Origin of the sequence: Corynebacterium sp. Marseille-P4611 (assembly GCF_916618765.1) — a bacterium.
Lineage (GTDB): Bacteria > Actinomycetota > Actinomycetes > Mycobacteriales > Mycobacteriaceae > Corynebacterium > Corynebacterium marquesiae.
In genome coordinates this window covers 1,252,151-1,271,663 of the sequence record NZ_CAKAKD010000001.1, presented here as the reverse complement: position 1 = coordinate 1,271,663, position 19,513 = coordinate 1,252,151, and the positions used below count along the sequence as shown (strand labels likewise).

Below are 19,513 nucleotides of genomic sequence, written 5' to 3'. Positions count from 1 at the left end.
CCTCCGGGATGAAGAGCGATTAACCAAAGTATGCCGTAACTCACATCTATAAGTGAGTCAAATCACCTATTAATTTTATGCAGCACAGTGCCACACTTTCTAAAAGGTTGCGTTGTCCAGTAGCAATCGCCCCTCCAGGGCAGCCCAGTTCGTACCCCATACAGGGGTAAAAGCACGCGGGCGTAGAATGGACCGCATGCCACATTCCGAGATAGCCGCAAAACACGACCGCCTCGTCTGGATCGATTTGGAGATGACGGGCTTGGACCCCGAACGCCACGTCATCGTCGAGGTCGCTGCCGTCATCACCGATGGCAACCTCAATATCCTGGGCGAAGGCATCGACCTCGTCGTCCACGCCACCGAGGATGAGCTGGCACAGATGGATTCCTTCGTTACCGAGATGCACGCTAAGTCCGGGCTAGATAAGGAAATCCGCGAGTCCACCACCTCCATCGGGGAAGCCGAGGATGCCGTACTCGCGCTCATCAATGAGCATTGCGATCCGGAGCACCCCGCTCCGCTAGCCGGCAACTCCATCGCCACGGACCGCACCTTCATCCGCGCTTATATGCCGCGGCTCGATAGCGCCCTGCATTACCGCATGATTGACGTCTCCACCATCAAGGAGCTTGCCCGCCGGTGGCACCCGCGCGCTTACTTCAACCAGCCTGATAAGGGCATGGCCCACCGCGCACTGCAGGACATTATCGAATCGATCCGCGAGTTGGACTTCTACCGCCGCAGCGTCTTCCGCACCGACGAGGGCCCCACCTCCCCCGAGGCGGAGGAGATCAAGGCCGAAACCACCGCTGACTACCAGGCGTTTTTGTAATTTAGGCGGCGTGAGTTAACCTATATCTCGTTGCTTTCACGCAGCGATGGTGGCTGTAGTTCAGCTGGTAGAGCACCAGGTTGTGATCCTGGGTGTCGCGGGTTCGAGCCCCGTCAGCCACCCCAAAGGCCCGAGCCTTGTGCTCGGGCCTTTTCAGTTTTCCGCCTGCATGCTCGCCAGCAGCTCCTCCGAACGCGCCCGACCGGCCACATCTGGCATGTCTCCGGTCACCACAAACTCGCTAACACCCAGCCGCTTGCCGACGCCCCTAAGCTCCTCCCCCACTTCCCTCACCGTTCCCCACGTGTCATGGGCCAGCGACCCCTCAATGCGCCGGCGCTGCTGCCCCGTCAGCGCATCCATGTCCAGCTCTCCTGCAGGCCGCAGGGCCGCGAACTCGCCGGTAGATTGCGCGAGTGCCTTGGCATAGGCCTCCGGTAACAACAGATCACGGGCGGCCGCGGACGTATCGGCAACGGCAATATTGAGCGAGGAGATGATAGGTGGGGCGTCGGCAAGCGCATGCTCCCGATACACCCGCGCGGCTGCCTCCTGCGTGGCCACCGGACCACCCAAGATGACGCCGAGCCCCATCTTGGCCGCAACCATGGCGGATCGAAAGCCCGCCAAGACGTAGATCGGAGTGCCCGCATACTCCGGCCGCACCGTCACCGCCTCCTCGCCGCGCAGGTAGCGCAACAGCGTTTCCAGCTCCGGCTCAAAGCGCTGTTTCACTTCAGCCGGGTTGCCCTGGCGCAGCGCCCGCCGCACCGGGCCGGTAAAGCCAACAGAGGAACCAATTCCAATATCGATGCGCCCGGGATACAGAGCCTCGAGGAGGTTAATCTGCTCGGCCACCAAAAACGGCGGATGATTCAACAGCATGATGCCGGCCGTTCCCACCCGAATGCGCTGCGTGTGCGCCGCCACGTGCGCCGCCAACATACCCGGCTGGCCTGCCGGAATTCCCGGCACACCGTGGTGCTCGGCCACCAGAAATCGCCGGAAACCAAGCCTCTCTACGTGCCGCGCGTGCTCAGCCACTTGGTCCAGCGGGCTGGCCGCCCCGCGGTCTAAAACAGAAAAGCGCATGGCCACCACTGTAGCCATGCGCTCATCGCCTGCACCGCGGTTGGGCGCTACTGATTGGCGTCCGCGTTGCCCTTAGACCACTCGTCCCAGGACATATTCCAGTCACCCAGGCCATCCATCGCATTAAGCGTTTCACCGTAAGTATTGAACACGCGCACCACGTCGCCGCGCTTCATCGTCTCCTGGAACCACTGGGCAGCCTCCGGCGTCACATTGATGCAGCCATGGGAGGTATTGGTATTGCCCTGCGCCCATACGGACCACGGAGCGGAGTGGACATAGATGCCGGAATAGGACATCTGGGTAGCCCAGTCCACGGTCGTGCGGTAACCGCCTGCCTCATGGGCTAGGCCAAAGGTCTCCGAGTCCATGACTAGCTGCGGATGCTCGTCACCGATGATGTAGCGCCCGTTCGGCGTATCGTACTGATAATCGCGGCCTAGCGAGACCGGGATGGCGCGCAAGAACTTCTTATTCTTGAAGACCTTCATGGTCTTGGTGGCGTTATCAATAATCGCAACGGTGCGGTCCCCAATGGTGAAATTGGTCTTGGCGTTCTCGCCGCCATAGATTCCGCCGCCTAGGTCCTTGCCGTACTGGTCCACCTTCACCTCAACCTTGGTGCCCGGCTCCCAGTAGTCCTTCGGACGCCAGCGCACCTCCTGGTTGTTGACCCAGTAGAAAGCGCCCTTAACCTCTGGGTTGGTGGTCACAGTAATGGTCTTCTCGGCCGCCTTGCGGTCCGTAATCGGCACACCAAAGTTCACACCAATGACCTGGCCTACGCCCACCTCAGAGTCCGGGATCGGAGTAAGCGAGACTTCGGCTACGCCCGCTGCTTGCGAGGTGGAAAAGCTTAGGTTCTTCTTGTTGCCATCCACATCGGAGGCGACGATGGAATAGGTGTGGTTATAGCCCAAGTCCTCCGCAGTAGACCAGGTCTTAGCGTCCTTGGAGAGCTTTTCTTTGACTTCCACGCCCACTTCATTGGTCATGGTGACGCTCTTGAGCTTGCCGTTGGTCTCCACCGTTACCGGCTTCGACGGGTCTACGTCCTGCGCCCCGTCCTTTACGGAAACCTTCAGGCCGTCCTTTTTCTTTTCGGACTCTTTGCCTCCATCCTTCGCGCCGCTCGCGCTCGCGGCGGCGGTGGATTCTTGGTCAGCGGTTTGATTCTCGGCAGAAGAATCAGAGGAGCAGGAGGCGGCGGCTAGGGAAATGCACGCAACGCCCGCGGCCGCGATGAGGCGGCGCGCAATAGGGAGGGAATGTTTCACTGAGTTGCCCTTAGACACGTAATTGCTGCTTTCAAAGACCAATTTAGATTAGCGTCTCACTCCAGCAATTACCAGAAGCCACTTCAGGCATTAACCAATTCGTTATAGACCCCTAAAAACACGCCATAACCAGGCGATTTTACACTTTTCAAGAATGGCTGCTAGAGTATCTACTCGTTGCACAGAGAGCCACACGGCAGGAAGTCAACGATGCGCCATTAGCTCAATTGGCAGAGCAACTGACTCTTAATCAGTGGGTTCGGGGTTCGATTCCCTGATGGCGCACCACTTAAAAATTTAAGTTAAAAAATTAGGCCGGGCGATAACCCGGCCTTTTTGTTATCTCACCCGCAGCGGGGCAATGAGTGGAGCGCCGCCATGCTGGACGACGTCCGCCTCTACCCCATACACGCCTTCCACGAGCTCCCCTGTAAGAACGTCCGAAGGTTTGCCCTGGGCGCGAATATGACCCTTTTTGAGCACCACCAGCTGGTCGCACATGCGCGCAGCCAGGTTAATATCGTGGATGGCCACCAAGCCCAAGCTGCCGTCGCGCTTCGCCTTGGCACGCACCTCGTCCAATACAAAGATCTGGTGGTGCAGGTCGAGGGCGGAGGTAGGTTCGTCGAGAAGCATCAGGCCTGGGTTGCCCACCAACATCTGCGCCACCGCCACCAGCTGACGCTGGCCGCCGGAAAGCTCGTTGAGGTAGCGCGAGGCAATCGCGTCCAGCCCCAGCGAGTGCAGCACCTCACCGGTGCGCGTAATCGGGTCCTCGCAGGCCTCACGGCGCGCAGAGATCAGCACTGCCTCAAACGCCCGCAGCGCGGCCGTGCTCGTGAGATCCTGCGGCACGTAGCCGATGAGCTGCCGGCGGCGCTTGCCGCGCGGTGCCGTGCCATCGACGCGAAAATCCACCTCGCCCTGGCAGCCGCGGTGGACGCCGGCCAGGGACTTGATAAGCGTGGTCTTGCCGGAGGCATTCGGCCCCAGCAGGCCCACCAACTGCCCGCCGTGGAGTTTTTCCACGTCCACGGACTCCAGTACGCGGTGCTTGCCATAGGCCGCTCTCAGCCCGGAAATAGTCAGTTCTACGTCCACAGTGCCCTCCTTCGGGTCATGACGATGGCAATGAAGAATGGCACGCCCAAAAGCGAGGTAACGATACCAATGGGAATAGCCAGGCCCGGCTTAATCATCAGGCTGACCGCATGCGCGGCACACATCACGGCCGCGCCCGCCGCCATGGAGGCCGGCAAGAAGTAGCGCTGGTCCTCGCCCACCAGCATGCGGGCAATATGCGGGCCGACCAGACCAATGAAACCGATGATGCCGGCAAAGGCCACGGTCGTCGCCGCGACGAGCGACACCACGATGAGCACCACGATGCGCAGGCGGGAGGTATTTACGCCCATGGCGGTGGCGCGGGCATCGCCAAGCCGCAAGGCAGTAAGGCGCCAGCCCAGCGCCCACAGAATGGGCAGGGCGATAATCAGCACGGCCGCCAATACGCCATTGGCCGCCCAATTGGCGCGGGTAAGAGAGCCCATGGACCAAAACACGATCTGCTGCAGCGCCTCGGCCGAGGACTGGTACTGGATAAGAGCCAGCATGGCTTGAAAAAAGAACACCAACCCGATGCCCAGCAGCACCATGGTTTCTGCCTTCGCGCCACGGATAACGGCCGCGATAACAATAATGGCCGTAGCCACCGCGGCTGCAAGCCACGCCATCAGCGCCAGGTTGAACTGCGGCTGCGCAATCAGCTGCCACTTGAGCACGATGGAGGTGGCGCCGCCAAACGCGGCGGCCGCAGAAATGCCGAGGGTAAACGGCTCGGCTAGCGGGTTATTGAGGATGGTCTGCATCTCCGCGCCGGCCAAGGACAAGGCCATACCGATAAGCACGGCCATCACGGCCATAGGCAGGCGCAGTTGCCACAGCACCGTGCGCGTCTGGTCCTCCAGACCCGCGGGATTCACGATGCCCTTTATTACCTCGCCAGGACTGATATCAATTGCACCGACGAAGTTGCTAATGACAAATGCGGCGGCCGCAATCAGGGTCAGGCCCGCAACGATGCCTATGCGTTGCCAGGTTAACTTCTTATGTTGCCGCGCGAGGGCGGCTACCTCTGCGCCCTCCATTAGTTGGTGCTAAAGAAGGTTCCCTCACCAGAGACCGGCGAGTACTTTTCTTGCGCATCCATCCACTGCTTGGCGACGTCCATATCGGCATACGCCTCCGGGTCGATCCACTCCGCTACCTGCAGCAGTGCCAGGTAGTTAAACGGCGAATTATAGAACTGGTGCCACATGCTGTGCAGGTGATGCTCCTTAACCGCCCGCAGCTTATCGAAGCCGGCCTGCTTCTCCGGAAGCTTCGCAATGCTGCCCTTGGCTTCCTTTTCATCAATGCCGTAGCCCACTGCAGCGTATCCGACAGGGTGGCCTTCATCGTCCTTCATCTCGGACCAATCGCCACCGGTGGCGATGATCATATCCGGGTCAGATTCCAGGACCTTTTCCGGGGTGATTGTGCCAGACTCGCCCGGAATGACTTTATCGCCGATATTCTCGCCACCGGCCGCGTTGACCAGCTGGGAGATATTGGAATCGTTCCAGGAACCGCAGCAATCGGACACACCTGCTGCTCTCCAAACGAAAGTCTTTGGTTTATCTTTTACCTTCTCTGCGCGGTCCTCGACCAAATCCACGGTCTTTTGCCAATCCGAGTTAAATTCCTCAGCGCGATCCTCTTGGCCAAAGATCTCGCCGAAGATGTCCATAGTCTTGGGCGTATTCTCCAGCGGGTCGCGGCGGAAATCGGTGACCGCATACTTCAAGCCAGCTTGGTCCATCTTGTCGGTCAGACCAGCTTCGCGGGAGGCATCATATTGATCCAGCGACAGCACGATAAGGTCCGGATCCAAGCTCACAAGCTTCTCCACGGTGACATCGCCCTTGGTAAAGCCGCCGATTTCTGGCACCTCGTTGACGGAGGGCAGCTCCTTTTCCAGCGCGTTGTAGTAATCCGGCACGGTTTGTTTGAGGTCCGTGCCGATTCCAACGACCTTGTCCAGCGGATTATCGGTATTGAGTACGCCGGTAGCAAAAAGCGACCGGCCCTCGCCCAAAATCACGCGATCGGGAGCCTTATCCAGTTCCACGTCACGGCCGGTGATATCGGTGAAGGAGAACTCAGCATCGCCGCTGGAGCCGCCAGTTACTTCCTCAGCTGCGCCGCAGCCGACGAGTGCGGTTGCCGATGCCGCCACAACCGCCATCACCTTGAAGGGGGTATGAGCCATTTTTAGTCCTTGGTCGTTGGGTGCCCTCGCGGCTAACGCGAAGGGCCTTACATAGGACATCCTAACCTGATTAAGTAAGGCAACCCAAACCTAAACGGGTTCACCGTTAATCATGTAGTCTTCCGGCTCTCCCTTGGGCACCTGGGTACCGTCCGACATGGTGCGATCTTCCAGCTCTCCATCCGGATCCACGATCGCAATATCAAAGCCGGACTCGCGGATGCGGCGCAGCCCCTCTTTCAGCATGCGCCGACCCATACGGTTTGTACCGGTGATATGCGATAGCTCGAGCACTACCGTACCTTCGCCAAAATCCCACTCCATCAGCTCGTACAAGATGGTCTCGGCCGCGTTGAAGTTAATCAAGCCCTGCAGATAAATGACGGTCAGCTCCGCATCCTGCTCCACCTTGCGCACTGGGTTCACGCCATAACGCTCATCCGTAGACATCAGGTGCAGGCCCATATCCTTCGACAGCAGCTTGAACGCATCCACCCCGCGCACCGAGTTGCCTTCCTTGTTCAGCCGCGGCGAGAATGTAGCCACGCCCAACTGGCCCGGCAACGTGCCTAGCAGGCCACCCGAGACGCCCGACTTCGCCGGGATACCCACCTCGGCCATCCACCGTCCGGCGCCGTCGTACATGCCGGCCGAGCTCATCACCGAAAGCGTCAACCGGCACACGTCCGCGTCCAAAATTTTGTCGCCCGTCACCGGCTGCACGCCGCCATTGGCCAGCGTTGCCGACATCACGGCCAGGTCCCGTACCGTCACCACAATCGAGCACTGCTCGATATACGTTGACACCGCATCGTGCGCCTCGTCCTGGATGATGTCGTAATTGCGCAGCATATGCGCCAGGGAGAGGTTGCGGTCGCTGACTTCGAGCTCGGAGTCGCGCATGGGGGCGTCGATAAGCAAATCGCGTCCCGCCAACCGAGAGAAATAGGTGCGCAGGCGCTCCACGCGCTCGGCCGGCTCCGAATCCACGCCATTAATTAACTGCGTGACCGCAATCGCGCCCGCGTTAATCATGGGGTTGACCGGCCGGTGATCATCACGGTTGAGCGAAAGCTCATTAAAAGCCTCCCCTGAAGGCTCCATACCCACTATCTCACGCACCGCAGAAAGGCCCAGCTCCTGCAGCGCCAGTGCGTAGACAAACGGCTTGGACAAGGATTGCAGGGTAAATTCCACCTCATCATCGCCCGCTGAGTAGACGTGGCCGGTGGTGGTGCACATCGCGGCGCCGAGATACTCGGGCTCAGCCTTGGCCAGCTCCGGAATATAATCCGCCACGGCACCGTCGCGATTATCGCGCACCTTGGTGAGGATTTCCTGCAAATAAAAAGGGATTGGTGTCTTCATCCCAACCCAGCCTACGAAAAAAGTCCCCGCAGTGTGCGGGGACTTCCATAATTTAGTGGCGCTCGGACAGCAGGCGCTGCAGCTCCTTCAGGTCGCTCTTGCGGCGGCGAGAGCGGAAGACCGAGAAAGCAATCAGCCCAACCACAGCGGCGCCGACGCCGCCCAGGGCCATCTGCACGTTGCGGTCCTGCAGCTTATCGGTAGCCGCGTTCTTAGCCTCGTTGGCAAAGTTCTGCGGGTTGCTGCGCTGTGCCAGCTCGTCCAGGGTGCCGGCCAGCTGGCGGCGGGTGCGCTCGATATCGCGCTGAATGTCTTCAATATTGCGTGCCACGAAGTTCTCCTCTTAACTTAGGTTCGCTCTTAACGGGGTCATTCTACCCCGCCGGCCTAAAAGCGTGCAGCCCGGGCGGTAAGTAAGGTGGAAACCATGACTGAAAACCGTTTGAATGCTGGAGATACCGCCCCTGCCTTTGCGCTTGCCGACGACGCCGGAAACACCGTTTCCCTCGCCGATTACGCAGGCCAGCGCGTACTGGTCTACTTCTACCCCCGCGCCAATACCCCAGGCTGCACCAAGGAAGCCTGCGATTTCCGCGATTCCCTGGAACAGCTCAATGATCTCAATATCGCCGTCGTGGGTATCTCGCCCGATAAGCCGGAGGCGCTGGCGAAGTTCCGCGCAGACCACGAACTGAACTTCCCGCTGCTTTCGGATCCGGATAAGTCTGTCATGACCTCCTACGGCGCGTTTGGTGAGAAGAAGAACTACGGCAAGGTCGTCCAGGGCGTTATCCGCTCCACCTTCTTGGTCGAGCCGGATGGCACCATCGGCCAGACGCACTACAACGTCAAGGCCACCGGCCACGTCGCCCGCGTGATGAAGGGTCTTAACTAGCGCCGGGGCACCCGTCGGTGCGTTGTACCTCGCCTGCGATCTCACTCGGTGCGACACCGCCGCGGATGCCGAGCGCATTGACCAGGCCAGCTCCCTTATCCACAGCGTCGTCGCGCAGCTCAATTGCGCAACTGCGGGCGACTCGGACGACTTTGATGCCGTGGTCGTAGAGATTAAGCGCCTGCTCGTTTCGTACCTTTTTGCCATTGCGGGCCACTGGGGAAGTTGACGCTTAAACAAGTTATCCACAGTTGCGGACGTCTTCGCCTCGGCTCGCCCGCCGGCTCTGCTTAAAGTTGCAGCTATGAGCGCACTGCAGGCCTATGCCACCCATATTGCCTCGGCGATGGACATCCTCGCCGAGGCCCACGGCATGTCTGAACGCGCCCTTCTCGAGCTTGGTTTGCCGGACGTGGAAGCGCGCGAACTGCGCGCCATGGCCGAAGTCTATTTCGGTACGACCGGCTTTAGCCGCAAGCAACGCCACGCGGCTACAGCCGCTCGCCACCATGACCTCATAACGCTCAAGCTGATTGAAAAATACGTCTCCCGCGTGCGCACACAGCGCGATGCGTGGAACTTGCGGGTAGAGCTGTGCCGCCTGCGAGGCCCCGCCTCTGAAATCGCCCGCCGCGCCAAGCAACGCCTCCGCGACCTCCGCCCGCGCCGCACGCCGCCCCGCGAAGGGGTGCAGCTCCTTCGCCGCCCGAATGGCCCCTGGACCATGCGGATTACCGCTCCCTCGGCCTTCCTCGCGGAGTTCGACGCCGCGCTCGATCCCGCGCGCCCACTCGATTCCCTGCGCGATCTCCTTCGCGGCTCGGGCGCCCCTTCCGCGCGCACCACAACCAATGTCATCATCCCGCTCAACGCGCTGGACCGCATCTTGGACGGCGACGGTGAAGAAGTCACCCTGCGGCTGACTAATGGCGCCACGATTACCGGTGCTGAGTTGGTCGAGCGCACCTTCACCGAGCATGGTCTAGCCACCCTAATCCACCCCGTCAAGGGCCCAGTCAACCTGTATCGCACGTCGCGTTACGCCACCGAGAAACAGCGGCAAATGGCCGCGGCCGAAAATCCCACCTGCCCGTGGCCGCCGTGCAACCACCCGGCGGACAAGGCCCAGATCCATCACCTCAAGGCGTGGAAACACGGCGGGTTGACCAATATGGAGAACCTGACGGTGTGCTGCCCCTACCACAACGGGGTCAACCAAGATGATCCGAATGCCCCGCCGCTGCGTGGGCGCCTTGCCCGAGTCAATGGCAAGGTACGTTGGGTCCGCTAGCGCTGCCTCTGCGAGGTAGCGCTACTCGGCGTGCTCTAAAAAGTCCGCGTAGACTTCGGCGGCTACCCGTGCGAATTCGGCCGGCGTCATGCGGGCCATGCCCTCCGGCAGGCTGCCCCACAGCGGACAGCCGGTCACCTCCGGCATCTCCTCGAGGTTCAGTCGGGTAGCTAAGTCGGGGGCGGCCGACAGCGAGCCACCAATCAGCCCGAGCACCTCGATTCCGTGGCGTTGCGCCTCGCGCACGGTCAGCTCGGCCGCGTTGAGGCTTCCTAGGCCGAGGGAGGTGACGATGAGGAGCCTATCGGCGACGTCGGCAAGCGTATAGGTGTCCGTCAGACGCACGAGCAGCCCGCCGGCGCCTTCAACAAGCACCACGCGGCCGGGCGCGTCGAGGGCGGCAATCCACTCCTTGAGTTCCTGCAGGCCGGGTTGGTCCATTCCGGCCCGGCGCGCAGAAAGGTTTGGCGCCAGCGGCTCCGGGAAGCGCACCATCTCGGTAACCTCCACGCCTGCCAGCTTGCCGACGGTCACCGCATCCCCCTTCCCCTCCGGCTCCCCCGTCTGCAGTGGCTTAGCGTAGACAACCTCACGGCCGCGCTGCTTGAAGGCACTGGCGAGCGCGGCCGTTGCCACCGTCTTGCCGACGTCCGTGTTCGTCCCCGTTACGTAAATAATCACTGTCGTCCTCCTGCTACCGCGGCGCGCACGCCGCGGCACATCTGGGTTACTTCGTCGGCGGTGCTGATAAACGGCGGCATGATATAAATCAGTCGGCCGAACGGGCGCAACCACACGCCCTGTTCCACGGCCGCGGCCGTCGCTGCGGCCATATTTACTTCGCGTTCCATTTCCACCACGCCGATGGCACCGAGCACGCGCACATCCGCTACCCCCGGCTCCTCAGCTAGGTCTGCAAGCCCGCGCTGCAGCTGCTTTTCGATGCCCGCTACCTGCTCGCGCCAGTGTCCTTCCACAATGAGCTCAGTTGCCGCGGCTGAAACGGCGCAAGCAAGCGGATTAGCCATAAACGTCGGTCCGTGCATCAGCGCGCGCGGACGCATCCCCTCGGCCACCTTCGCGGTAGCGAGCGTGGCGGCCATGGTCATAAACCCACCGGTCATCGCTTTGCCAACGCACATAATATCCGGCACGACACCGGCCGCTTGGGTGGCAAATAGGTCGCCAGTCCGGCCGAAGCCAGTGGCGATCTCGTCCGCGATGAGCACGATACCGTGGTGGTCACAGATATCGCGGGCCCCGCGTACCAGCTCGTGGTCGTGAAAGCGCATGCCTCCCGCGCCTTGGACTACAGGTTCTATGACTAGGGCCGCGACCTCCTCGGTGATGCACGATTCCAGCTCGTGCAGATAGGTTGCGCGCTCGGCCGGGCTAGCTCCGCGAATAGGCGGCGCCGGGGCGAAAACCTGGCGCGCTAGGGTGCCAGTCCACATCGAGTGCATACCGCCTTCGGGATCGCACACGCTCATCGCCGCGAAGGTATCGCCGTGATACCCCGATCGCCACGTCAGCATCTTGGTGCGCTCGGGGTGCCCTAAGCCACGGGCATACTGTAGCGCCATTTTGATGGCTACTTCTACCGATACAGATCCGGAGTCCGAATAAAAGACCTGTTTGAAATCACCCCGGGTCAGTTCCATGAGGTTGCGAGTAAGCCTCGCGGCAGGTTCGTGGGTAAGCCCACCGAACATGACGTGGCTCATTCGCTCGATTTGTGCGGCCGCTGCTGCCTTGAGTCGCGGGTGTCCGTGGCCGTGGGCGGCGGCCCACCAGGAAGACATGGCGTCGATAAGCGTGGTGCCATCCGCAAGCGTTAGATGGACGCCGGCGGCCGAGTCCACCACAAGCGTTGGCTCGCCTGGCTCGGCGTAGGGGTGCCAAATGTGTCGCGCATCGAGAGTGACAATATCCTCCGCTGAAATATCCATGATTTTAGGTCTATCACAGACTTTCGGCCGTTATAGTGCTTTTATGACAATTATTAAACAGCGTTCAATCCGGCGTCTACCGGCGGCTTTACCAGCAGTCGCCGGAATTGAAATGTGGGAGCGCTTTAGCTTCTACGGCATGCAGGCCATCCTCGCCTACTACCTCTATTCCACCTCCGGCGGGCTCGGCATGGACCAAGCACAGGCCACCGCGCTTGTCGGCGCATACGGTAGCCTGCTCTATCTGTGCACGTTCGTCGGCGGGTGGGTCAGCGACCGGCTCTTGGGCGCCGAACGCACACTGCTTGGCGGCGCGGTTCTGCTCATTTGCGGGCACTTTTCGCTGTCCTTGGTGCCTGGCGCGGCAGGTCTCGTAGCCGGGCTTTTGCCGCTTGCGCTGGGCTCAGGCCTGCTCAAGACAGCAGCAATCACCATTCTGGGTGCGGCTTTTCCTCCCGCGGCCGGCACACGAGATGGCGCCTTCCAGATCTTTTATCTAGGGATTAATATCGGCGCCCTACTCGGGCCGATGCTTACTGGCTGGCTGGCACAAGAATACGGCTACCACGCTGGCTTCCTCGCGGCCGCGATCCTCATGTGTTGCGGGTGCGCCCTCTACGGCACGCTGCGCCGGCGGGTAGTCGCCGAATTTGATTCGCAGCCGCCCAACCCCACCACCACACCGGGCAGGGCCGCGGCGATAGCGTTGGCGGCCGTCGTGGGCGGCGTCGCCGTTGCGGTGACTATCTCGCCAGATAAGCTCGCCATGCTTTTGCTCTTTACCACGATTACGGCCGCCCTCGCCCTCTTCGCCAGCATGCTGCGATCGCCGGGGGTCAGCGCACCGGAGCGGCGGAAAGTCGTGACATATATTCCGCTGTTTTTCTGCTCGACGGCCTATTGGACCCTCCAACCGCAGATTTACGGCGTGCTAGCCGTGTACTCGGATCAACGTGTAAACCGCATGGTAGGCGGATTTGAGATTCCAGCGGCGTGGACGCAATCGCTCAACCCACTGTTCATCTTGGTGTTGTCCCTTCCATTGGCGGCAGGCATGGCCCGATGGGCTCGCTCGCGACGTCTATTAATGGCCGTAGGCATCATGGTGGCTGGTTCCGGAATGTTTGTGCTGTTGCCGTTCGTCGGGGGCGGAGAAAACTCAACGCCGTTCGCGGTTTTAGCCTTGACCATCTTCTTGATGTCGCTCGGCGAGCTATTCATCGGACCAGTGGGCATGGCGGCATCGGCCGCGCACGCACCACGGGCCTACGCGACGCGCTTTTCAGCCCTGTACTTTCTCACCATGGCCATCGGCACCTCGCTGGCGGGAACACTATCGACGCTCTATGACCCTTCCTCGGCAGATGCGGAGCGGAACTACCTACTTATTGTCGGATTCGTCCCCGTCGCACTGGGGCTCATGCTCTTGGTTGGCCGAAAGGACGTCGTGGACGAGGTTTCGGGCGGCGTTTAAGGTGTCGGTTTCTGAGGCAGCTTGGGTGTCGGCGGAGAAAATCTGGCACTCGTGATCGGGGATCACCTCCGCGCGGCGGGTTATGCCACGCTGCGCGGTATAGGCATCAAAGAGGTTATCGATGCTCAGGGCTAGTCCTCGCTTTTCAGTTGCTCGCGCAGCTGCTGGAAGTACTCGCGGGCAGCTTGGGGCTGCGCGGTGGAGTGCTGGCCCTGCTGCGCCTGCGGCTCTGCCTGCTGGTTCTCGGAGCGTTGCTGCTCAGCGCGCTGGGAAGCGGCGATGGCTTCGCGCTTAGCGCGTTCGGCCTGACGCTTAGATTCGCGCTCGATTTCTTCAGCACGGGAAGGCTTCTTAGGCTGCGGGCGACGACGTTGGGACGGCTCCTCGGCGGAGTCGAGGGCACGGTTGGCCATGAGCACGTCACGCATACCGCTGAATAGATCGCCCATCCCCTGCGGGTTGGAGGGCATGTAGAGAACGGACGCTTGGCCGTTGTGAGAGACGTCGACCATAGCGTCGAGGTACTGGGAGACCAGCATGAGGGCTTCGGGGGATTCTTCCACACCGGCGTCGCGAAGCATCTCGTACTGCTGTGCAATGCCCTCGACAATTTCCTTACGCTGGTCGGCGACGCCGCGGCCCTGCAGCTTCTTCGCCTCGGCTGCACCCTCGGCCTCCTTCACCACGCGGATCTTTTCAGCCTCCGCCTGGGCGACGGCCGCCTCGCGCTCGCGCTGCGCTGCGTTAATGGAGTTCATGGACTCGCGCACGCGGGAATCGGGGCGAATATCGGTAACCAAGGTATTGACGAAGTTCCAGCCATATTCGGCCATGTTGTCGCGCAGGGAGGCCGCAACATTGCGGGCGATGGTGTCCTTGGAGGAGAAGGAATCATCTAGGTTCATATTCGCTACGGAGGAACGAACATTGTCCTGGACGTAAGCCACAATCTGCTGCTCGTGATTGGAGAGCATGTAGTACGCCTCGCGCTCGCGGCCCTGGACTACCTCGTACTGCACGGCGACAGGGATCTGGACGAAGACATTGTCCTTCGTCTTGGTCTCTACCATGACATCCAACTGACGCACCTGCAGCGAAATCTTATCGCGGACGCGGTCTATCCACGGCATCTTAAAGTGCAGGCCAGCGTGTGCCACCTTTTGGAATTTGCCCAAACGCTCCAGTATGGCAGCTTCGCGAGTGCGAACGATGAAATAGCCATCGAAGAGCGTTCCCAAGATAATCAGCAGGATAAAGACTATTACTATGGTGGCAATCATTGAGTCTCCCTAAATGTCGTGATGATCACCAATATTTTCGCATAGGAAATAGCGAAATGCTAGTGATCGTCGATAAGCGAAAAGAGCTTCCCCAAGATGGTCGCACCATCCTCGCGGATGCCGTTGTGCTGGAATTCATTGTTGATCCACGGCCGCAGGTCTCCCAGGTGCGCGGCCGTAGCCAAGGACTCCTCGAGCGGGACGAAAATATCATCGACGTAGATGGCCGCGGCTGTGGTCGGCACCTCGTTCAACGCATAGGGCGGGGAGAATTCATGGCGGGCGAGGCCATGGGCGGCGTCGGCAAACGCGTGCAAAGCTGGGTCCTCGTCGAACTGCCAGGGAAAGATGTGCTCGCCGGTTAGCCACGTACCGGATTCGGCAAACTCGGGGAACTCCTCGCGCACGCGGTGCGCCGCCCAGTTCGTAGTGGCCTGGCCACCGGCGCCGCCGTAGATGGATTCATGAATGGCAGCATATAACGGGCCGTCCGCAAAGCTCACGCGCTGGCCGACGTCCGCCAGGAAATCACCCCGCAACCGCTTCTCCCTCGCCACGGTGCGGAAGGGCTCTTCGAGCAGATAGGCAAGCGAATCGAAGCCGGTGCCGCGGCCGAGCTCGATGCCGATGGTACGAAAGCGCAGCGCGGACAGGCGCTCACCGGTAGGTAGCCGCTCATCTGAATTGTCCAGGTGGGAAATGATCTCCTCGATACGACCCTGTGCCCACGGGAATTCGCGGTAAAAACGCTGCTGGCGGGCCTTGAGCTTGCGGAAAGTAGCGCGGTAGAGCTCATCCGCGCCCTTCAGCGTGGGGATGCCGCCGGTGAAGAAAGCATGCTCGACGCGCTCGGGCGCCTGGGACAGGTAGGCGGTGATGCAAAAGCCGCCGAAAGACTGCCCGAACAGCGACCACTTCTCGAGGCCGAGGTGCTCGCGCAGGCGCTCGGCATCGCGGACGATATTGTCCTGGCGCAGCAACGCCAAGTGCTTGGCGGTGCGCTCTGCGGCCGGGCTAAGTGCATCAATGCGGTGCGAGCGGCCGGTGCCTCGCTGATCCATGAGGATAACGCGATAGCGCTCTAGCGCCTTGCCAATCAATCCCGTAGGTGCCAGCGGCCGGGGTGCTGGGAAACCAGGCCCGCCCTGGAGATAAAGCAGCGCAGGCAGGTCCTCTCCGCCTGGCGGAATGATTTCGCGGGCGTAGAGCCCAAAAGTCCCGTGGGGATTGGAATAATCCCACGGGACTTCTAGGTGGTGCTCTTTAATTGTGTGGCCGAAGCGGCAATAGGAGGTCATGTCCTCCCAGGCTAGTGGACTTCCAGGCCCTTCGAGCGGAAGACGTCACGGATTTTCTCCACATCTTCCGGCTTTGGTGGCTTCGTGTCAGCTAGCTGGTAGTTCATGCCCAAGCGATCCCACTTGTCCTTGCCCATATTGTGGAAAGGCAGGACCTCAACGCGCTCAACGTTGGATTTCCAACGCGCCACGATATTGGCCACATTTTCCACGTTCTCTGGCGAGTCCGTGAGGTCTGGCACCGCCACGAAGCGGATCCACACCGGTTTGCCTATCTTGTTCAACCTGTCGCCGAAGTCCAGCGTGGGCTGGAGTTCGCGCTGAGTGACCTTGCGATAGGTTTCCTCGTCGCCCGACTTGACGTCGAGAAGCACGAGGTCGATATTGTCCAGGTCCTCGTCACGCAACCGCGCACCGAGATAACCGGCAGTATCGATGGTGGTGTGGATGCCCGCATCGTGAACTTCCTTGAGCACGCGGCGCGTGAAAGAAAGTTGGAAGAGGGGTTCACCACCGGAGATGGTGAGACCGCCACCGGAAGCGTTGAAGATTGGCTTATAACGCTTAATGCGCTTGACCACATCCTCGACCCGCTCCAGCGTGCCGGTCTTCATCTCCCAGGTGTCTGGGTTATGGCAGTACTGGCAGCGCAGTGGGCAGCCGGACATGAACATCGTCATGCGGGTACCCGGGCCATCGACGGCGGTCACGAGCTCCCAAGAGTGCACGAGGCCAATATCGCCGGTACGGCGCGCCTCCATGAGTTCGGGGCGGGTAATGTCATCGAATTGAGCGTCATCTCCCAGGCCCGCGGCTGCGCCGCGGACTCGCTCTCCCTCTTCAGGAGAGAGGGTAACGACACCAGTAACGCCATCTGCCATGATTAGGAACCCTGGTGGAAGGTACGGGAGATAACGTCGAGCTGCTGCTCCTTGGTCAGCTTAACGAAGTTGACTGCGTAGCCAGAGACGCGAACGGTGAGGTTCGGGTACTTCTCTGGGTGCTCAACGGCATCTTCCAGGGTGGACTTGTCCAGCACGTTGATGTTGGCGTGGTACAGACCAGAGTTCATCTGGTGTGCATCGCGGTTTGCCTTCATTGCTGACATGCGGTCTTCGAAAGTTGGGGTTGCCATGATTTTCTCCTTTTCGAGATGGTTGATGGGATGAGTGGTTCTTACTTTTCCATGATGAAGCCGGCGTCCAGAACGCCCACCAAGTTATTGATGCGCTCTTCTGGGGTGCGGCCCAATCCGGAAGGAGTAATGGTGTTGGTCAGCGAGATACCGTCGAGGGCATCCTTGTAGTCCAGTTTGCCGACCGACAGCATGGACGCGACCATACCGTGGCTGTCAGCACCGTTTTCTGGGTTAGCACCCGGGGAGAACGGCGTGCCAGCCTTGTGGCCCGACGGGAAGGCGCCTGTTGCCTTGCCGTAGACCACGTTCGAGGTAATGGTCAGCACGGACTGGGTTGGGATGGCGTTGCGGTACATCGGGATGGCCTTAATCTTTTCCATCACGGTGTGGACAATGGTAGCGGCGATATCATCGGCGCGGTCGTCATCGTTGCCGTAGAACGGGAAGTCACCTTCGGTGACGTAGTCCGTAATCAAGCCAGTCTCGTCGCGTACCGGGGTGACCTTGGCGTACTTGATAGCAGCCAGGGAGTCGGCAACGATGGACAGGCCGGCGATGCCGCAGCCCATGGAGCGGACGATATTGGAATCGTGCAGCGCCATCTCGACTGCCTCGTAGGCGTACTTATCGTGGGAGTAGTGGATGATGTTGAGGGCTTCTACGTAGGTGCCAACAACCCAGTCCAGCATCTCCTCGTACTTCTGCCAAACCTCGTCGAAGTCCAGTGGGCCGTCGCCCTTGATGGGCTCGTAGCCTTCGACAACCTGCTTGCCGGTTACCTCATCGCGGCCACCGTTGATGGCGTAGAGCAGAGCCTTTGCGGCGTTCACACGAGCGCCGAAGAACTGCATCTGCTTGCCAACTTGCATCGGGGAGACACAGCAAGCAATTGCGGCGTCATCGCCCCACTGCTCACGGATCTGGCGGTCAGACTCGTACTGGATGGAGGAGGTCTCAATGGAGATGTGGGCACAGAATTCCTTGTAGCCCTCTGGCAGCTTCGGATCCCAGAAGATGGTGATGTTTGGCTCAGGTGATGGGCCAAGGTTCACCAGGGTCTGCAGCAGGCGGAAAGAGGTCTTAGTGACCAAGTGGCGGCCGTCGTTGCCAAAGCCAGCGTCGGACCAAGTTGCCCAGTATGGGTCGCCGGAGAAGATCTGGTCGTAATCGATGGTGCGCAGGAAGCGAACGATACGCAGCTTGAGAACCAGGGAGTCGATGATCTCCTGGGCGTCTTCCTCGGTGATGATGCCAGCGGCGAGGTCGCGCTCGAAGTAGCAATCGAAGAAGGCGGACAGGCGGCCGATGGACATTGCGGCGCCATCCTGGGACTTAATGGAAGCCAGGTAGCCAAAGTAGGTCCACTGCACTGCCTCGTGAGCGGTCTTAGCCGGCTGGGAGATGTCGAAGCCGTAGGACTCAGCCATCTTCTTGAGCTTCTTCAGGGCCTTGATCTGCTCGGAGTGCTCCTCGCGGAAGCGTGCCCAGTGCTCAGAGAAGCCAGCATCTGCGACGGAATCGCGGGAAGCCTGCTTTTCCTCAATCAGGTAGTCCACACCATACAGTGCGACACGGCGGTAGTCGCCGATGATGCGGCCACGGCCGTAAGCATCCGGCAGGCCGGTGATGATGTGTGATGAACGAGCAGCGCGGATGCGCGGGGTGTAGATATCGAAGACCGCATCGTTGTGGGTCTTGCGGTAACGGGTGAAGATCTTCTCCACCTCAGGATCTACTTCCTTGCCCGCTTCAGCAATAGCCTGCTTGACCATGCGCCAGCCACCGAACGGCATCATGGCGCGCTTCAGCGGGGTATCAGTCTGCAGGCCGACGATAACGTCGTCGTCCTCTGAGATGTAGCCGGCCGGGAAGGCGTCGATATCGGTCGGGGTGTGGGTGTCAACGTCGTAAACGCGCTTTTCGCGCTCGACGGACAGGTACTTCTTTTCCAGGGTCTCCCAGACGCGCTTGGTCTTTTCGGTCGGACCCGCCAGGAAGCTGGAGTCACCGTCGTACGGCGTGTAGTTGCGCTGGATGAAGTCGCGGACGTTGATGCCCTCGGTCCACGGACCGGACTCAAATCCCTTCCAAGCTTCAAACTGTTGAGGCTGCGTTGCGGTAGTCATAATTCCCTTCTCTCGGGCGAATTTCTATCAGGGGATAAATGCCGCTTTCTTCGAGCCACAGCACCAAGCCCCTCTGGCCCCAATTGTTGACCAATTCCCTGGTATTAACAACTCTCGCAAACGTTTGAAAACCAAGTAATAAACCGGTCGTGTTGTTTCGCAGGTGAGTGATTTTATACA

General features: G+C 60.4%; 19 protein-coding genes and 2 tRNA genes. 6 read left to right on the top strand and 15 right to left on the bottom strand.

Annotated features, from left to right (window positions below):
* The first annotated feature begins 187 nt into the window (after positions 1-187).
* Both orn and LG376_RS06175 read left to right on the top strand, forming a co-directional pair.
* Positions 188-835, top strand: a complete 648-nt coding sequence (orn, locus tag LG376_RS06180) for an oligoribonuclease (RefSeq protein WP_049377255.1) — start codon at positions 188-190, stop codon at positions 833-835.
* 49 nt (positions 836-884) lie between these two features.
* Positions 885-960: transfer RNA gene (locus LG376_RS06175), tRNA-His, on the top strand.
* A 28-nt stretch (positions 961-988) separates the two neighbouring features.
* Here LG376_RS06175 and LG376_RS06170 read toward each other — a convergent pair.
* Together LG376_RS06170 and LG376_RS06165 are read right to left on the bottom strand one after the other, a co-directional pair.
* The gene (locus LG376_RS06170; RefSeq protein ID WP_225746514.1) at positions 989-1,945 is read right to left on the bottom strand and encodes an MsnO8 family LLM class oxidoreductase; all 957 of its coding nucleotides are present in this window, start codon (positions 1,943-1,945) and stop codon (positions 989-991) included.
* A gap of 29 nt (positions 1,946-1,974) precedes the next feature.
* Positions 1,975-3,204 carry an Ig-like domain-containing protein gene (locus tag LG376_RS06165; RefSeq protein ID WP_225746513.1) on the bottom strand — a complete coding sequence of 410 codons (1,230 nt, stop codon included), beginning with the start codon at positions 3,202-3,204 and terminating at the stop codon, positions 1,975-1,977.
* A 212-nt stretch (positions 3,205-3,416) separates the two neighbouring features.
* Between LG376_RS06165 and LG376_RS06160 the strand changes: the two genes are divergently transcribed.
* Positions 3,417-3,492: transfer RNA gene (locus LG376_RS06160), tRNA-Lys, on the top strand.
* A 51-nt stretch (positions 3,493-3,543) separates the two neighbouring features.
* Here LG376_RS06160 and LG376_RS06155 read toward each other — a convergent pair.
* The 5 genes from LG376_RS06155 to LG376_RS06135 all read right to left on the bottom strand — a co-directional run bounded on the left by LG376_RS06155 (position 3,544) and on the right by LG376_RS06135 (position 8,213).
* Positions 3,544-4,305 carry an ABC transporter ATP-binding protein gene (locus LG376_RS06155; RefSeq protein WP_049377257.1) on the bottom strand — a complete coding sequence of 254 codons (762 nt, stop codon included), beginning with the start codon at positions 4,303-4,305 and terminating at the stop codon, positions 3,544-3,546.
* Positions 4,296-5,351 carry an iron ABC transporter permease gene (locus LG376_RS06150; RefSeq protein WP_049377258.1) on the bottom strand — a complete coding sequence of 352 codons (1,056 nt, stop codon included), beginning with the start codon at positions 5,349-5,351 and terminating at the stop codon, positions 4,296-4,298. The genes LG376_RS06155 and LG376_RS06150 overlap by 10 nt, the downstream gene beginning before the upstream one ends.
* Complete coding sequence (locus LG376_RS06145) at positions 5,351-6,514, bottom strand: ABC transporter substrate-binding protein (RefSeq protein ID WP_225746512.1); 1,164 nt, start codon at positions 6,512-6,514, stop codon at positions 5,351-5,353. Before LG376_RS06145 ends, LG376_RS06150 begins: the two co-directional genes overlap by 1 nt.
* A gap of 90 nt (positions 6,515-6,604) precedes the next feature.
* On the bottom strand, positions 6,605-7,882 hold the full coding sequence (locus LG376_RS06140) for a glutaminase (RefSeq protein WP_225746511.1): 1,278 nt from the start codon (positions 7,880-7,882) through the stop codon (positions 6,605-6,607).
* A 52-nt stretch (positions 7,883-7,934) separates the two neighbouring features.
* Positions 7,935-8,213 (bottom strand): DUF3618 domain-containing protein, encoded by a 279-nt coding sequence (locus tag LG376_RS06135; protein ID WP_049377261.1) that lies wholly within the window; start codon positions 8,211-8,213, stop codon positions 7,935-7,937.
* 96 nt (positions 8,214-8,309) lie between these two features.
* Here LG376_RS06135 and bcp point away from each other — a divergent pair, with 96 nt between their 5' ends.
* Positions 8,310-8,777, top strand: a complete 468-nt coding sequence (bcp, locus tag LG376_RS06130; RefSeq protein ID WP_225746510.1) for a thioredoxin-dependent thiol peroxidase — start codon at positions 8,310-8,312, stop codon at positions 8,775-8,777.
* On the opposite strand, the gene LG376_RS06125 is transcribed toward bcp, so the two are convergent.
* Positions 8,770-8,994, bottom strand: a complete 225-nt coding sequence (locus LG376_RS06125) for a hypothetical protein (RefSeq protein WP_225746509.1) — start codon at positions 8,992-8,994, stop codon at positions 8,770-8,772. The two genes, bcp and LG376_RS06125, sit on opposite strands and share 8 nt — an antisense overlap.
* 87 nt (positions 8,995-9,081) lie before the next feature.
* Between LG376_RS06125 and LG376_RS06120 the strand changes: the two genes are divergently transcribed.
* Positions 9,082-10,068, top strand: coding sequence for an HNH endonuclease signature motif containing protein (locus LG376_RS06120; RefSeq protein ID WP_225746508.1), 987 nt, complete (start codon positions 9,082-9,084; stop codon positions 10,066-10,068).
* 21 nt (positions 10,069-10,089) lie between these two features.
* On the opposite strand, the gene bioD is transcribed toward LG376_RS06120, so the two are convergent.
* Positions 10,090-10,749, bottom strand: a complete 660-nt coding sequence (bioD, locus tag LG376_RS06115; RefSeq protein ID WP_225746507.1) for a dethiobiotin synthase — start codon at positions 10,747-10,749, stop codon at positions 10,090-10,092.
* On the bottom strand, positions 10,746-12,017 hold the full coding sequence (locus LG376_RS06110; RefSeq protein WP_049377266.1) for an adenosylmethionine--8-amino-7-oxononanoate transaminase: 1,272 nt from the start codon (positions 12,015-12,017) through the stop codon (positions 10,746-10,748). The genes bioD and LG376_RS06110 overlap by 4 nt, the downstream gene beginning before the upstream one ends.
* Before the next feature lie 43 nt (positions 12,018-12,060).
* On the opposite strand from LG376_RS06110, the gene LG376_RS06105 reads away from it, so the two are divergent.
* Entirely contained in the window at positions 12,061-13,491 is a 1,431-nt protein-coding gene (locus LG376_RS06105) for a peptide MFS transporter (RefSeq protein ID WP_225746506.1), read from the top strand.
* Between the two features lie 131 nt (positions 13,492-13,622).
* On the opposite strand, the gene LG376_RS06100 is transcribed toward LG376_RS06105, so the two are convergent.
* From LG376_RS06100 to pflB, 5 genes are read right to left on the bottom strand one after another with little or no spacing between them, the layout of a single operon-like run.
* On the bottom strand, positions 13,623-14,771 hold the full coding sequence (locus LG376_RS06100) for an SPFH domain-containing protein (protein ID WP_225746505.1): 1,149 nt from the start codon (positions 14,769-14,771) through the stop codon (positions 13,623-13,625).
* 59 nt (positions 14,772-14,830) lie between these two features.
* Entirely contained in the window at positions 14,831-16,069 is a 1,239-nt protein-coding gene (locus LG376_RS06095; RefSeq protein WP_225746504.1) for an alpha/beta fold hydrolase, read from the bottom strand.
* A gap of 11 nt (positions 16,070-16,080) precedes the next feature.
* Positions 16,081-16,950, bottom strand: coding sequence for a pyruvate formate-lyase-activating protein (pflA, locus tag LG376_RS06090; RefSeq protein ID WP_049377270.1), 870 nt, complete (start codon positions 16,948-16,950; stop codon positions 16,081-16,083).
* A 2-nt stretch (positions 16,951-16,952) separates the two neighbouring features.
* The gene (gene grcA2, locus LG376_RS12590; protein WP_005323969.1) at positions 16,953-17,204 is read right to left on the bottom strand and encodes an autonomous glycyl radical cofactor GrcA2; all 252 of its coding nucleotides are present in this window, start codon (positions 17,202-17,204) and stop codon (positions 16,953-16,955) included.
* A 41-nt stretch (positions 17,205-17,245) separates the two neighbouring features.
* On the bottom strand, positions 17,246-19,333 hold the full coding sequence (gene pflB, locus LG376_RS06085) for a formate C-acetyltransferase (RefSeq protein ID WP_255632129.1): 2,088 nt from the start codon (positions 19,331-19,333) through the stop codon (positions 17,246-17,248).
* Between the last annotated feature and the right edge of the window lie 180 nt (positions 19,334-19,513).